This is a genomic window from Synechococcus sp. BIOS-E4-1 (genome assembly GCF_014279995.1).
Lineage (GTDB): Bacteria > Cyanobacteriota > Cyanobacteriia > PCC-6307 > Cyanobiaceae > Synechococcus_C.
In genome coordinates this window covers 2,522,478-2,537,775 of record NZ_CP047935.1, presented here as the reverse complement: position 1 = coordinate 2,537,775, position 15,298 = coordinate 2,522,478, and the positions used below count along the sequence as shown (strand labels likewise).

At 57.4% G+C, this 15,298-nt stretch carries 11 protein-coding genes; 4 read left to right on the top strand and 7 right to left on the bottom strand.

Annotation, left to right across the window (positions count from 1 at the left end):
• Positions 1-27 precede the first annotated feature (27 nt).
• The 3 genes from rpoB to rpsT form a co-directional block, all read right to left on the bottom strand.
• The gene (gene rpoB / locus SynBIOSE41_RS13845; RefSeq protein WP_066911056.1) at positions 28-3,321 is read right to left on the bottom strand and encodes a DNA-directed RNA polymerase subunit beta; all 3,294 of its coding nucleotides are present in this window, start codon (positions 3,319-3,321) and stop codon (positions 28-30) included.
• A 271-nt stretch (positions 3,322-3,592) separates the two neighbouring features.
• On the bottom strand, positions 3,593-4,378 hold the full coding sequence (locus SynBIOSE41_RS13840; RefSeq protein ID WP_186541238.1) for a TatD family hydrolase: 786 nt from the start codon (positions 4,376-4,378) through the stop codon (positions 3,593-3,595).
• 74 nt (positions 4,379-4,452) lie between these two features.
• On the bottom strand, positions 4,453-4,758 hold the full coding sequence (rpsT, locus tag SynBIOSE41_RS13835) for a 30S ribosomal protein S20 (RefSeq protein WP_186538358.1): 306 nt from the start codon (positions 4,756-4,758) through the stop codon (positions 4,453-4,455).
• A 110-nt stretch (positions 4,759-4,868) separates the two neighbouring features.
• Between rpsT and hisD the strand changes: the two genes are divergently transcribed.
• Positions 4,869-6,191 (top strand): histidinol dehydrogenase, encoded by a 1,323-nt coding sequence (gene hisD / locus SynBIOSE41_RS13830; protein ID WP_186538357.1) that lies wholly within the window; start codon positions 4,869-4,871, stop codon positions 6,189-6,191.
• A 3-nt stretch (positions 6,192-6,194) separates the two neighbouring features.
• Here hisD and rpiA read toward each other — a convergent pair whose 3' ends face one another.
• From rpiA to SynBIOSE41_RS13810, 4 genes are all read right to left on the bottom strand, one after another.
• Positions 6,195-6,911, bottom strand: a complete 717-nt coding sequence (gene rpiA / locus SynBIOSE41_RS13825; protein WP_186538355.1) for a ribose-5-phosphate isomerase RpiA — start codon at positions 6,909-6,911, stop codon at positions 6,195-6,197.
• 37 nt (positions 6,912-6,948) lie between these two features.
• A complete protein-coding gene (locus tag SynBIOSE41_RS13820; RefSeq protein WP_255476059.1) occupies positions 6,949-8,022 on the bottom strand; it encodes a trypsin-like peptidase domain-containing protein in 1,074 nt (357 codons plus the stop codon).
• 104 nt (positions 8,023-8,126) lie between these two features.
• Positions 8,127-11,690, bottom strand: a complete 3,564-nt coding sequence (locus SynBIOSE41_RS13815; RefSeq protein ID WP_186538354.1) for a glycosyl hydrolase family 18 protein — start codon at positions 11,688-11,690, stop codon at positions 8,127-8,129.
• Between the two features lie 181 nt (positions 11,691-11,871).
• Entirely contained in the window at positions 11,872-12,576 is a 705-nt protein-coding gene (locus SynBIOSE41_RS13810) for a response regulator transcription factor (RefSeq protein ID WP_186538353.1), read from the bottom strand.
• A gap of 200 nt (positions 12,577-12,776) precedes the next feature.
• Here SynBIOSE41_RS13810 and grrP point away from each other — a divergent pair, with 200 nt between their 5' ends.
• From grrP to grrM, 3 genes are read left to right on the top strand one after another with little or no spacing between them, the layout of a single operon-like run.
• Positions 12,777-13,697, top strand: coding sequence for an extracellular substrate binding-like orphan protein GrrP (gene grrP, locus SynBIOSE41_RS13800; protein ID WP_186538349.1), 921 nt, complete (start codon positions 12,777-12,779; stop codon positions 13,695-13,697).
• Between the two features lie 36 nt (positions 13,698-13,733).
• On the top strand, positions 13,734-14,045 hold the full coding sequence (grrA, locus tag SynBIOSE41_RS13795) for a GrrA/OscA1 family cyclophane-containing rSAM-modified RiPP (RefSeq protein ID WP_186538348.1): 312 nt from the start codon (positions 13,734-13,736) through the stop codon (positions 14,043-14,045).
• Entirely contained in the window at positions 14,042-15,187 is a 1,146-nt protein-coding gene (grrM, locus tag SynBIOSE41_RS13790; RefSeq protein ID WP_186538346.1) for a cyclophane-forming radical SAM/SPASM peptide maturase GrrM/OscB, read from the top strand. The genes grrA and grrM overlap by 4 nt, the downstream gene beginning before the upstream one ends.
• The last annotated feature ends 111 nt before the right edge of the window (positions 15,188-15,298 follow it).

Below are 15,298 nucleotides of genomic sequence, written 5' to 3'. Positions count from 1 at the left end.
CGGTTTGTCGGTTCGTTCGTTGATCCGTCAGTCCTCGTCGTAGTCAGCGACGCCCAGGGATTCGTAGGTGGGCCTGCTGGGGGTGCTGCGACGTGGATTCACGTCCTGCATCAGGTCCACTTCTTTGCCTTCATCGGTGAAGACGGCGATGTCCAGGCCCAGCGACTGAAGCTCGCGCATCAGCACCTTGAAGGATTCCGGGGTTCCCGGACGCGGGATCGGCTTGCCCTTGACAATGGCGTTGAGAGCTTCGTTGCGACCTTGCATGTCGTCGGACTTGACGGTGAGCAGCTCCTGAAGGGTGTAGGCGGCTCCATAGGCCTCGAGAGCCCACACCTCCATTTCTCCAAGACGCTGGCCACCCTGCTGGGCCTTGCCCCCCAGAGGTTGCTGAGTCACAAGTGAGTAAGGGCCAGTCGAGCGGGCGTGGATCTTGTCATCCACCAGGTGAACCAGCTTGAGGAAGTGGGAGTAACCAACGGCGACAGGTTGATCAAATGGCTCACCGGTACGTCCATCGATCAGCTGGAGCTTGCCGGGGTCATCCGGGTTGTAGATCCACTCCTTGCCGGGCTGTTTGGCTGCGGTCTTCAGGAAGGCCTCAACAGTTTGTTGAGACTTCTCCGCGCCATACATCTCGTCGAAGGGCACAACCTTCACACGGCAGTCGAGGTTGGACGCGGCCCAACCCATGAGCAGCTCGAAGACCTGTCCGACATTCATGCGGCTGGGAACGCCGAGAGGGTTCAGCACGATGTCCACAGGAGTGCCATCGGGCAGGTAAGGCATGTCCTCACGGGGGAGGATGCGGCTGATGATTCCCTTGTTGCCGTGGCGACCGGCCATCTTGTCGCCAACCTGAATTTTGCGGCGTTGGGCCACATAAACACGCACCACCATGTTCGCGCCGGGCGGCAGCTCATCACCCTGTTCACGGGTATAGATGCGCACATCCACGACACGTCCACGTTCGGTGCTTGGCACCCTCAGTGAGTTGTCGCGAACATCACGGGCTTTTTCACCGAAGATCGCACGAAGCAGTTTCTCCTCAGGTGGTTGATCGGATTCACCCTTCGGCGTGACCTTGCCGACAAGTATGTCGCCGCTTTCGACGAATGCGCCGATGCGGATGATGCCCATTTCATCGAGGTTGCCGAGGCTTTCCTCCGCAACGTTGGGAATCTCTCGGGTGATCTCTTCCGGACCCAGCTTGGTCTGACGGGCCTCGATCTCATACTTCTCGATATGCACCGAGGTGTAAAGGTCATCATTGACCAGACGCTCACTGACAAGGATGGCGTCCTCGTAGTTGTAGCCCTCCCAGGGCATGTAAGCGATCAGCACGTTCTGACCGAGAGCGATCTCACCGCCTTCACAGGCAGATCCATCAGCAAGCACCTGGCCCACGATCACCTGGTCTCCCTGGCGAACAATCGGACGCTGGTTCAGACAAGTGTCCTGATTGGAACGCTGGTATTTCTGAAGGAAGTGAGTATGTTCGAGACCTTCCTCGTCCTGGACCACAATCGCAGTGGCGTCGACGAAGGTCACAGTGCCGTTCACACGGGTGATCGGAACCATGCCCGAGTCGCGGGCGACCTGGGTTTCCAAACCTGTTCCCACAAGCGGTCGCTCCGGACGCAACAGCGGAACGGCCTGACGCTGCATGTTAGAGCCCATCAGTGCGCGGTTGGCGTCGTCGTGCTCCAGAAAGGGAATCAGGGAGGTGGCAACGGAGATCACCTGCACGGGTGAGAGCTGCACGTAATCGACCTGCTCGGGGGGGACCTTTTCAAAATCCTGCCGATATCGGACAGGAATCAGATCCGCGAGAATCGTTCCATCGCTGTCGGTCGCCACATCTCCAGGAGCGACACGGCATTCGTCCTCGAGGTCTGCCGATAGATAGATCGGATCGCCCTGCTTGAGCACCCGACCGTTCTCGACTTTCCAGAACGGGGTTTCGATAAAGCCGTATTCGTTCACCCTGGCGTGGGTTGCGAGTGAATTGATCAGGCCAGCATTGGGACCCTCGGGTGTCTCGATCGGGCAGAGACGTCCGTAGTGGGAAGGATGAATATCACGAACAGCGAAGCCAGCACGCTCCCGTGTCAGACCACCTGGGCCAAGCGCTGAAATGCGTCGCTTGTGCGTGAGTTCAGCCAAAGGATTGGTCTGATCCATGAACTGACTCAGCTGACTGGAGCCGAAGAACTCCTTGATGGCAGCGACAAGCGGCTTGGGATTGACCAGCTGGGCAGGGGTGAGCGAGTCGGTCTCACCAACGGTCATGCGTTCCTTGATGATTCGCTCAAGGCGGTTCAGACCCACACGCACCTGGTTCTGAAGCAGCTCACCCACCGAGCGGACCCGGCGATTGCCCAGATGATCGATGTCATCGAGGCTGGCACCACCGACATCCAGCTCAAGATTGATCAGGTAATCAAGGGTTGAAAGCACATCCTCGTGGGTGAGGGTGCGCACGGAGTCGGGGATGGTAAGACGAAGTTTCTTATTGATCTTGTAACGGCCCACCCGGCCAAGGTCGTAGCGCTTGGGATCAAAGAAACGGGTCTGCAGCAGCTGCTGACCACCACTGACTGATGGCGGCTCACCCGGACGCAGCTTCTTGTAAAGCTCGAGCAAAGCCTGATCCTCGGAGCTGATGCCCTCGTCGTTGGCGGCTTCAATCGACTTTTTGTAGTACTCCGGATGCCGGAGCTTGTCGATCACATCGTTGTCCGACAGCCCCATGGCGCGCATCAGCACGTGGGCGTTGATCTTGCGAGTCTTGTCAACCCGGACATGCAGCAGATCGTTCTTATCGGTCTCGAACTTCAACCAGGCCCCGCGGTTGGGGATGACGCTGGCGTTGTAGGTACGACGCCCATTCTTGTCCATTTCATCCTTGAAATAGACACCAGGGCTGCGCACGATCTGATTCACGATCACGCGCTCTGCGCCGTTGATGATGAACGTCCCCCGCTCGGTCATCAACGGCAGCTCGCCGATGAACACCTCCTGTTCCTTGATCTCACCGGTCTCCTTGTTGACCAGCCGGCAGGTCACATACATCTGTGAGGCAAACGTCGCATCACGACGTTTGGCCTCTTCCACATCATGGCGAGGACGCTTCAGTCGGTACTCGCTACCGACGAAATGGAGTTCTAACTTGCCGGTGTAATCGGTGATCGGCGAGAAGCTCTCGAGCTCCTCGATCAGACCTCTCTCAAGAAACCACTTGAAACTGGCACGCTGTACCTCCACCAGATCGGGCAGATAGGTGGCGGTCTTGGCGACCTGAATCGCGCTGCTGCTCATGCGGAGACCTGCAGGTATCGGAGGGGACAGTGGGGCCTGAAGGAGACAGCCGGTTCAACCAAGGAGTGAGCTTTCAGCCAAAACAGCGGCTGCCATCCCTCTAGAAGGGACGACCTCCGCGATCACTGGCTTTAGAAGACTCGGGTCAGAACGGCTGACGTCGTCAATGCACCGGACGGTAATGGACGCTTCGGGAGCCCAAGCACAGAGAACCATGCTTGGCCAGGCCAATAAGTCATCTTACACTTTAGCGGTACCGCAGTCTGCAAGGTCAGGGAAGCCTGAACAGACGCCTTGCATTGGCAGTGCTGTCCTGAGCAACCTGCTCGAGCGACTGCTGGCGCAGCTCAGCGACACGCGTGGCTACCGAAGCCACGAAAGCAGGCTCATTGCGTTTACCCCGGCGGGGAACCGGTGCCAGAAAAGGGCAATCGGTCTCCACCAGGAATCGATCCTGAGGAACCTGCTGCGCACAATCATGGGTGGGAACCGCCTTAGGAAATGTCACGGTGCCGCTGAAGCTGATGTACAGCCCCAGCTCCAGAAACTGATGCATCTCCTCTGGGGTTCCTCCCCAGCAATGCATCACTCCGGCGGGACAACGTCCTTCGAGCCTTCGCGCGCGCAGTTCGGTCAACATCGGTTCTGCCGCATCACGGCAATGGATGATCACCGGCAGGTTGAGCTCCACGGCCAGGTCGAGCTGGGGCCGCAGGATTGCAAGCTGTTCATCCAGATTTTTGTCGCGGAAGAGATCCAGACCGAGCTCGCCAATGGCCACCACCCGACTGTCATCGAGCGCTGCCAGGCGCAACACATCGGCTGTGTCCTGACTCCAGTGCTCGGTATCGAGTGGATGGACACCGACGGAGTAACGCATCTCCGGGAATCGATCCGCCAGCGAGCGGATGGCAGGGATCTCACTCGGTTCGACACAGGCATGCAGGAGCGACTTCACACCAGCACCACGCCAACGCTCAGCCACAGCCTCGAGATCCTCTTCAAAGCTACGAAAGACGATGTGACAGTGACTGTCGATTAACACCGGAGTGGACATCGGATCCTGAAACGCGCCTTCAGGATCCATTCTGCAGGGATTGAGTTCAGTCGAACCCAACCAGTGATCGGCATTCAGCCTGCTGCAGGAGCGGGGTCAATCGCTTTTTTCACAGCAACCGTAAGTCGGGCTTTCTGGTGGGCACCGGTGTTGCGATGCAGCACACCACGCTTCACAGCTTTGTCGATCTTGCTGAATGCAGCATTCATGCTGGATTGAACACCGGCTTTGGCCTCATCGCCTGGACTAGCGGTGTAGGCGTCACAGGCACTCAGGCAGCGCTTCATGAGGGTGCGCATGGCGGATTTATAGGCCTTGTTCTCGAGGCGATTGCGCTCGGCGATCTCGACGCGCTTCTTTGAGGACTTGTTATTGGCCACAGAGGCGGATTTCTCATCGACAATCCATAATCTTAACTCAGGGACCCCATGGACCCCATCGAGATCATCCGTGGTGGCCCTAGCTTGAAGAGACCTGACAGCGGGCGTTGATGACCACCCTGAGCACGGAGCCAGCGGCGAACGGTCTGCCCAGATGCCTCGAGAGCGCAGCGGGGGCTGAGCACCAGCTCGATCGGATTTCAACCCGTACGACTGGCCAGGCCCAGAGGGAGGCAACCGCAACGGTCGAATCCATCATCGAACGCGTGCGCAGTGAAGGCGACCGTGCCCTAATGGCGCTCACCGAACAATTCGATGGTTTCCGTCCGGAGCCGCTTCGCGTTCCAGCGATTGAGCTGAAACAAGCCTGGGACAAAAGTCCTGCGAATTTGAGGGATGCCCTGGAACTCGCCCATCGTCGGATCCAGGATTTTCATCAGCGTCAGAAGCCACAGGACCTTGATGTGCAAGGCGTTCACGGCGAACGATTGGGACGGCGATGGCGACCGGTGCAGGCCGCCGGTCTCTACGTACCTGGCGGTCGAGCCTCCTACCCGAGCACGGTGCTGATGAATGCGGTTCCGGCAAGGGCCGCCGGTGTGGAAAAACTGGTGATGGTCACCCCGGCAGGACGCGATGGCCAAGTGAACCGCACGGTTCTGGCGGCAGCACACCTGGCGGGTGTGCAGGAGGTGTATCGAATCGGAGGGGCCCAGGCGGTCGCCGCTCTTGCCCTTGGCACCCAAACCGTCCCCTGCGTCGATGTCATCAGCGGGCCGGGCAATCTCTACGTGACACTCGCCAAAAAGCTGGTCTATGGGCAAGTCGGCATCGACTCCCTCGCCGGCCCCAGCGAAGTGCTGGTGATCGCCGATGACTCGGCCTGCGTCGCTCAGGTCGCTTCGGATCTCCTGGCTCAGGCGGAACACGATCCACTGGCTGCAGCCATCCTGCTCACCACGTCCCAGTCTTTGGCTGATGCTCTGCCCGCGGAGCTCGCAGCTCAGTTGAGCAAGCATCCGCGTGAGGCCATTTGCAGGCAATCCCTCGGTCAGTGGGGGCTGGTCGTGGTCTGCGACAACCTGGAAACCTGCGCGCGCCTCAGCGATCGATTTGCACCGGAACACCTGGAACTGCTGGTGGAGCGGCCACGGATGCTGGCAGATCGCATTCAGCAGGCAGGCGCCATCTTCATCGGTCCCTGGAGCCCTGAAGCGGTCGGCGATTACCTGGCAGGCCCAAATCACACCCTGCCCACATGCGGTTCGGCCCGTTACAGCGGTGCGCTGAGCGTGGAGACCTTCATGCGCCACACCTCAATGATCGAATTCAGCCGTGAAGCCCTCGAAGCCACTGGCGGAGCGGTGGTTGAACTGGCCGGCAGCGAAGGACTGCACAGCCATGCGAACTCGGTGAAGGTCCGGCTGGACTGACAGTCAGCCAGCCTTGTCCAGTCGACGAACAGCGGCCACGCCGTCGTTGACTTCACCCACCAGCACCTCATCGGCAAGGTTCACGAACAAACCATTCTCCAGAACACCGGGAATGTTGTTGATGCTTCGCTCCAGATCCACAGGGCCTGAAATCCCGCCTTCAAAGCGGACATCCAGAACGAGATTGCCCTGATCGGTCACCACTGGTCCAGCCTTGCGATTCGCCATGCGCAATTCAGCTTTTCCGTTCATCGCGGCCAATTGCTGCTGAACCTGACGCCAGGCTCCCGGCAGAACCTCAACCGGCAGAAGAAATTCGAGGTTGAGTCGCTCGACAAGCTTGGTGGAATCCACAACCACAATGAAACGTTCCGCGCGAGCGGCAACAAGCTTCTCCTGAACGTGGCATGCACCACCGCCCTTGATCAGCTGGAAGGATGGATCCACCTCATCGGCACCATCGATGGCCAGATCAATCCGATCCACAGCATTCAGGCTGCGCAGGGGGATTCCCAGCTCAGCAGCCAGCACTTCTCCCTGAAACGACGTGGTGACGCCGACGATGTCCTTGAGCTGTCCTGAAGCCAGGCGCTGCCCGAGTCCCTTGATCATCAGCGCTGCAGTGGAACCCGATCCCAGACCCACGATCATGCCGTCACGGAACTGTTCGACCGCCACTTCTGCGACGGCCTTTTTCATCTGGTTCTGAAGATCTGACATCACTCAGGATTAAACCGGCGAGACCGTAGCAAGGGTTTTATCCGAAGCCCGGTAATGGCTCGGGCTTAACAGACAGCTCCAGGTCTTTTTCTCCACGGATGATCTGCAGAGTCAAGGGCTGATGGATCTCAGCCTGATCAACCTGCTGAAGCAGTGTCTGGGGATCATCAACAGGAACATCTCCTGCCTTGACCACCAAATCGCCGCGACGCAGGCCAGCGCGCTGAGCAGGACTATCCGGCAGCACAGACTGAACCAAAGCACCAGATCGTTCCGGCAGCTCAACCAGCGCATTGGGATCCCGGTTGTGCTCTCTAGCGATTCTCTCCGTCAGAGCGATCAACTGAAGCCCAAGATAGGGATGAACAACCTCCCCGGCCTGCTGCAGCTGCTCAGCAACGCGGCTCGCAAGGTTGATGGGGATGGCAAAGCCAAGTCCAGCCCCGGGGCCGGATCTAACCAACGTGTTGATACCGATCACTCGGCCATCGGCATTCACCAGAGGGCCTCCTGAATTTCCGGGATTGATCGCAGCGTCGGTCTGAATCAAGTCAAGACGCTTGTCGTTGAAACCGAGGCTGCTGATGTTGCGATGCAGGCTGCTGACAATTCCGAGGGTCACGGTCCGCTCCAGGCCGTAGGGCGTGCCCAAGGCGATGGCCCAGTCTCCGACATCCAGAGCATCGGAGTCACCGAGCCTGGCCGGCTTGGGTGAGTCGTCCCCCTCCAGCTGGACCAGCGCCAGATCCGTAACCGGGTCACGCCCGATGACGACACCATCTCTCTGATCGCCGTCGGCCAGGGTGACATTGACCTCCTCCACCTGTTCCACAACATGGGCATTGGTGAGCACCAGCCCCTGCCGGTCGATCACAACCCCGGAACCCTGACCACGTTGACGCTCAGGTCCGTAGCCTGGCTCGCCGAGCAAATCCCTCAGCAGCGGGTCGATCAGATTGGGGTCGAAGGGCTGGCGTTCCACCACGCGCTCTGTATCGATTCGCACCACTGCAGGAGCAACGTTGCGCACTGCATCAGCCACGAAGCTGTGGGTGCCGGGAAGCGCATTGGATGCGGCAAGCACCCGGGCCGGCAGAAGAATGAATGACAGGGCAATGGAAAGGGTTCCCAACCACCTGAGAACCCATTGCTTGGACAACCGGCCAGGAACCACAGACGAAAGCGAGATAACTGCGCTCACGCTAAGGGGGCCAATCAGAACATTTGCGTTGAATCCACAAGAGAGGAGCCATCGTCGCGGTCATCCATGGAGACCGCTGTGTTGAAAGGATCAGGATCAGAACGGTTCATCCCCCCCCCAACAGAACCTGGGTTGGATTGGGTGAAGTCATCGGGCCCGAATTGACCGTCACCGCCAAGAATGAAATCGAACTGCTCACTGCGCGAGATCACTTCATCGAAGGTCGCCGATCCGCGTAGCAACTCTGAAGCCGCTGTGATCAAGCTCTGATCTCCACTGCTGTCATTTGACAAAGCCCAGAACATCATTCCGCCGAGTCCCATGTCATCAACGAATGCCGTTTTACCAGCGATCGTTGCGGGCGTTTCAACGGAACTCCAGACGCGGGTTGCATCGTTGTAGGCAAAGGCTGCCTTGGAATCATCGTCCCAGATCAATTCATAGGATCCATCATTGATGCCGGTGATGAGATCTTTCTGGTCATAATTACCAACCTCGAAGGAACCAGGGGCTTGCCGGGAATCTCCATAATTTCCCAACCCCAGCGTTTCTCCGGCATCAACATCACCCCAGGCACGAGTGTACGTAGGCGCTCCGAGAATCACCTTGTTGAGGTCAACATTATTGAGCTGAAACTGCTCAATTGCTGTAACAACATCATAGCCACCAGGGTCATTGATCATGGCCGCCTGATGACCAGTTTTAGATTCCCAGCCTCCATGGAAATCGTAGGTCATCACATTATAGAAATCGACGTAGGGATCAACACCTGGCAGATTCAGATTAGCGAGCTTGTCATAACCACCGGCGGTGGCGATCGATACCTCATAATCCTCACCCGTTACTTGCTCAAGTTGATCAAGCTTTCCCCTCAGCAGTTCAAGAGTGAGAGCGAAGTTGACGCCATCTTCAGGACTGGATGCGTTACCTGATTCGCCACCACCACCAGGATACTCCCAGTCAAAATCAACCGTATTAAAGAAGTCATATCGCTGAAATACATCAACAATATTGTCAGTGAATGCTTCTCGATCAGCTTCAGAGTCAACAGCCAGACTGAACTCATCTGACAAGGTCCAACCACCTAGAGCGAACCCCAGATTCACTTCAGGATGAAGCTGTTTAAGCAGATCAAACTGCCTCAGGTTTCCGACATAATCGACAGGCGTATTCCAGCCCATGGGAACACCGGTCACAGTCACCGATCCGTCTGAATTGGTCGTGGCGACGAAATCAGCTCCTGCCGTATATGCCTGAAAACGCTCGGACTCCAGCTCCAGCCAATCAGCCTGTGAAAAGGTTCGACTGACCTGCTCAGCTGCAGTGAAACGCTTGTCTGTGGCCGCCCAGGTATCGAACAGCTGAACATCGCCGTTGGCCTTCACATCAAAGAAGCTGTAATTGATGTGAGTGAGCTGTTCAACATTGATGTCCTGCACGAGGAAATCACGTTCGTAGATCCCCCATTCCTCAAAATAGGCAACCACCTTTTTGTCTGATGCACTGATCTCCTGGCCGGAAGTCGTCACAACCTCCGGAGCAATCACAAGGCGATCCGTCGCACTCCCAGGTTGGACAGGGTTGACAAGATCTTCAGGCTGAGAGGATGTGCTGACCCCATCAGGCTCGGCGGACACGGGATCTGTGCTCGTGGGAAGCGATGTGCCCGTCGGGGATAAAGCTGGGGCTGCTGTATCAGCCAAGCCACCTGTCGACACAACCTCTACAGACACCTCGGAATCAGTAGACGCGACCTCCGAACCATTCACCTGCGAGAAAAACAACGCGCTTGTGAGTTCGCCACTGTTGGGAATGCCCTCACTGACGGCATTGAAACTCACATCAATGCTCTGCCCCGCTGCAATCGTGTTGTTCCAAGTTGCTGGTGTGAGGGTCACCCTGGTGCCACCGCCTGACAGCGCTTCGAGATCAGAGGACCCAGCCCAACTCTGGAAATTGCTGTGGGGGGTGTCGAAGCTGACGGACCAGTTGTCGATCGCGCTCTCCGAGATGTTGGTGATCCTGAGAATTCCACTCATCCCACCCCAGTAGAGGTTCCCGCTCGCCTCGAGCATCAGTGCGTTGCTATCAGCAGATGCGGGGGAGGGTGCTTCCTTGACGACATCCTCCACGACCCCGAAATCCACAGGCTGATCAGCAGCGACGTCAGCGCTTGCCGGCTCAGCGAAAGACAAGCCACTCTCTGACTGTGCGTCACCTTCAGAGGGCGAGAACTGCTGCTCGTCCAAAGGCTGGGGATCGGAGATGACGGCTTCGCCGGCCATGAACTCCGGCGCCTGGATCGCAACAGGTGCAACAACATCAGCGAAGAATTCAGCACTGGTGAGGGCACCACTGTCAGCCAGGTCCTCACCCTGAGCGTTGAAGCTGATCGAGATTTCACCGTTGGCGGCAATGCTTCGATTCCAGTCGGCAGGTGTCAAGGTGACTTTGTTGAGACCGTTGCCTGCATCGGAAACCTGGACTTCGCCTGACCAGCTTTCAAAGGAACCATGCGGCGTCAGGAACGAAACCTGCCAATCTTCAACAGCCACTCCCATTGGGTTGCGAACGATCAGGTTGCCGCTGATGCCGCCGCCCCACCAGAGGGATCCATCCACATCGAGCTGCAGACAGCTGTTATGAACATTGGAACCTCCAGGCAGGTTCATCACCGCCGCGGAAAGATCCGGAGCTGTCATGTCCATGTCCATGTCCATATCCATATCCATATCCATGGACATGTCCATGACACCCATCCCACCGGAATCCTGCTGAGAGGCTGGACCCACGGGGACCGATTCACTTTGATCCGCTCTCTCCTGAATCAGACGCTGGCTCTCATCAAGAGAGGTCGGCTGCCCGGGAGCCTCACCCGCAGCCGTGACGAATTGCCCGGGCCGGGATTGCGCACCATCGGTGTAACCACCATCGGGAGTGAACAGACTTGTGCGATCTGCCAAGGCGAGCTGCTCGGGACTGAAGCCAAACGCTCGATCAAGAAGATCCTCCTCAATCTGATCAAAATGGAACTCCAAATTAGCGCCAATCAGATCCTCCTTCTGGATCCCAGTGAAAACAAACTGCTGGCCATTTGGCTCTGAGCTGATGACCAAATCCGCGCCAACGTTCTCAACCTCCAAGCGTTCACGGGTACCGAAGTAGAGAAAATTAATCTTGTCTGTCAGAGGATTGAAATTATCAATCCTGGTGACGCTGTCTTTCTCATGCGAACGGATGTAAACAGTGTCCTGGGGAACTGAATCAAGATTGTCAAAGCCAGGTCCAGTCTGGTTTTCCCAGGACATGACAGCACCAATATCCTGGCGAAGATGCTCATTCGCCACTGGAGCAAAGTTATCTGCGCTGAGATCGCTCCAACGGATACCAAGTCCGTCGGTGCCAAGAATTCGCTGAAACTGATCAGGCTGCCATGGGAAAACAATTGTCGCGAAACCATTCTCATCCTGGCCGAGAATCAGGCTGTGAACAGAAACATTCCCGAAGTCAAGCTTGTCAGACACCGGATCAAAGCCACGAATGTCCTGACTGAAATCACCAACAGCAAAAGTTGCCATGGATCAAGATTGTGCGAGGTAGTGAAATCATTGCCGCTGACGATGAGATCAACAATCCTTCATTCCTAGGGTTTACGGTTAAATCCAGACACAATCTGAGCAACCAATTCATCAGAAATTCACAGCTCAGAAATTGTTTAGTCACATAGTTGGTTACACCCATCGTTTTCAGGGCGTCGTTTCAGTCAACCCAGTGACGCCTGATTCCTTCCACCGCAGCAGCAGTGCGGTCCTTCACGTTCAGCTTGCGCATGATCGACTGCACATGACCTCTTGCCGTGGTTTCAGCGATCAACAGCGTCTCAGCAATTTGCTTGTTGGTCATGCCATCGCACAGCAGTGTCAGCACCATGCGTTCCCGATCTGACAGGGCATGGGCGTCACGGGGGTCTCTGTGACAGATGGCATAGGGGATGAATGGATCCACAAATCGCTCACCGGCCTGGATCGACTGCATCGCATTGGCGATTGAGGTCAGATCAAGGCTGCGGCGTGTGAGGACCACATCCGCGGGACTGGCGAGAGCCTCCCGCATCAGGGTGGGATCCGCTCCTTTGAGCGTAAAGACTGTGGCGATCGGAGACTCCGGCACAGACCGACGCTTGAGGTCAACAACCAGATCCAGCCCCCGACATTCCTCCAACTGCTCGCTGACGAAGGCCAGCACTGGTTCGTAGATGCCATCCAGACAGGACAAAGCCTCCTCACGGGTCGAAGCGATCCCGATCAGAGGACATTTTTGGTCGCTGCCTTGCAGGGCGAAGAGACTGGCCAAGGCCAGGGCATAGGGACGATTGGCTGTCGCCACAAGGATGCGATGGCTGCCAGAGAGATCCCGCAGATGCTGGCTCAGAAGGCGGAATGACTCATCAATGGTGATCAGCACTGATCAACTCCATTGTTTTCGCTCTCTCAGGATGGAGCTTGGCTTGGACGATCGCAGCCCAGGCGCGGGGATCAATCAGAACGACAGGATGAGGAGCGTCAGGCTGGTCCTGATCGGGCAGGTTTCCAATTTCTCGAACTGGTCGCTTCGGCAAGCCGTGCCTAGTGATGTGATCAAACCGATCCGACGGTGTCATCCCTATGCGCCTGATCCAGAAGGCCGCAACCGGCCTGCTTGCTCTTTCCACAATCGCCCTGGTGGGGTGTCAGAACGAGAAGCCTGCAGCGGATAACTCGGCCGAGAGTTCAACAGCCAAGAGCGTCTATGACACAGGCAAGCTGAGAGCTGTGGTCATTGGTGATTCATTGCCGATGGTCAAGAAAGACGGCGACAACTACGACGGCCTTTCGTTCGTGGTTCTCGAAGCGATACGAGATCAGATCAATGTGTCCCCGAACAAAAAAGACAAAGACGTCAGCATCGAGCCGGTCGCTGCGGATTCCGCCCGCGACGGCCTGGACATGATCCGATCCGGAGCTGCTGATATCGCCTGCGGTGTTGCCTTCACCTGGCAAAGACAGCGAACACTGACTTACACACTGCCGTTCTCCGTAGGCGGAGTGAGACTGCTCGCCCCAGCGGGTATCGATGGCACTCCCAAGAGCCTGAACGGCAAAACGGTCGGTGTTGTGAAAGACAGCATGGCGGCCAACGTGCTTGCGGAATCAGTGGATGATGCCAACTTCCAGTTTTTTGACACGCCTGATCAGGCTCTGGCAGCGGTCAAGGACGGCAGCGTTGAGATTCTCGGCGGCGACAGCCTGTGGCTGAGAGCGAACCAGGCTGCAACCGCACCGGATTCCTCATTGGTTCCTGACAGGCCCTATGCCCGCTCAGGAGTGGGCTGTGTGGTGGCTGATACCACCCCCCATCTCCTCAACATCAGCAATCTGGGTATCGGTCGCCTGCTCTCGGGCTACATCAACGACGACGACGGAGTCCGCTCGGCCATCAACACCTGGATTGGCACAGAAAGCACTGTGGGCCTGAAGGAGGAGCAGATCAATCGCTTCTTCACGATCGTGCTCTCCACCGCAGCTCAATTCAATCCGCAGTCCTGATACCGATTTCTGATTGATCCATCATTTCCCTGAACCATGAACAAAGCCAGTCTTCTTTCCCTCGCCGCCGTCCTGGCAACGAGTGCGGTCCTGTGTGAATCATCCAGAGCCGCCGTGCACAACGAACCCGATCTGGGCAACTCCCTCGAGCAGCGCATCGAGCGCATGAGCCCTGAAGCCTGGGCTGTGATGCAACGCAATGGCGTTCGCACCGACGAAGAGATCGCTCGCGCCTGGGGCAATGGCGGCGGCCGGGCCTGGGGCAACGGCGGCGGCCGGCGCCGGGCCTGGGGCAATGGCGGCGGCGGCTTCGCCAACGGCTACCGCGGTGGATTCGCCAACTGGTGAACCATTCCGACTACGGCCCGATCGGTCTGCTGGTGATCCAGTCGACGTCACTCTGCAACCTCGACTGCAGTTACTGCTATCTCCCGGATCGCCAGCGACGCAACGTGTTCAACCTTCAGCAGCAGCTACCACTGCTGCTGGAGAGAGTCTATGAAAGCCCGTTCTGGGGGCCCCATCTCTCGATCCTCTGGCATGCCGGTGAGCCGCTGACGCTGCCCACCAGCTTCTATGACCAGGCCAGCGCCATCATCGAGAGCCAGACCGCAGGCCTGCAGGAGCAGGGGGTGGTGATCGAACAACATCTGCAAACCAACGCAACGCTGATCAACGACGACTGGTGCGACTGCTTTATGCGCAACCGGATCGTTGTTGGAGTCAGCGTCGACGGCCCTGAGGACATTCACGACAGCCACCGACGCTTCCGAAACGGCAAGGGTTCTTATATCCAGACGATGCGCGGTATCCGCACACTGCGCGAGCGCGACATCGATTTCCACGCAATTGCTGTCCTGACCGCTGATGCTCTGGAACAACCGGAGCGGATGTACGCCTTCTTCCGGGATGAAGGGATTCATCAGCTCGGTTTCAATGTGGAGGAGCAGGAGGGAGTGCACACCAGCTCGTCGATGCAGGGCCTGTTGAAGGAAAAGCTCTACAGAGAATTCCTTTCACGGTTCTGGGCCTGCAATGAAAAAGATGGTTTCCCCATCCAGGTTCGTGAGTTCGATCAGGTCATGGGCATGATCGCGGGAGGCCAACGCCTGCTGCAGAACGAAATGAACCGTCCTTACGCGATTCTCAGCGTGGACGCCAAGGGCAACTTCTCAACATTCGATCCGGAACTGCTTTCGGTCGAAACCGAACGCTATGGCCTGTTCAACCTGGGCAATATCCGCGATCTGTCGCTGATGGAGGCCACTCAGACTAAGCCGTTTCAGAAATTGCTTCGTGACATGTCTTCCGGCATGAAGCGATGCCAACAGGAATGCGAGTACTACGGCTTCTGCGGTGGCGGAACGGGCAGCAATAAGTATTGGGAGCACGGCAGTCTGGATGCCACAGAAACCTGCGCGTGTCGTTTTTCCAGTCAGATCCCCGTGGATGTGCTGCTGGAGAAGCTGGAAACAGCAGCCGGCCCCTGAGCAAGGCATCGGATCAAGCACTGATCGAACTCCGCTCGTAGAGGGGGGGGTCGGCAATCCTTTAAATTGGAATCACGGCCTGGTGAGATCCTCTCTCCGGGAGGGTGATCA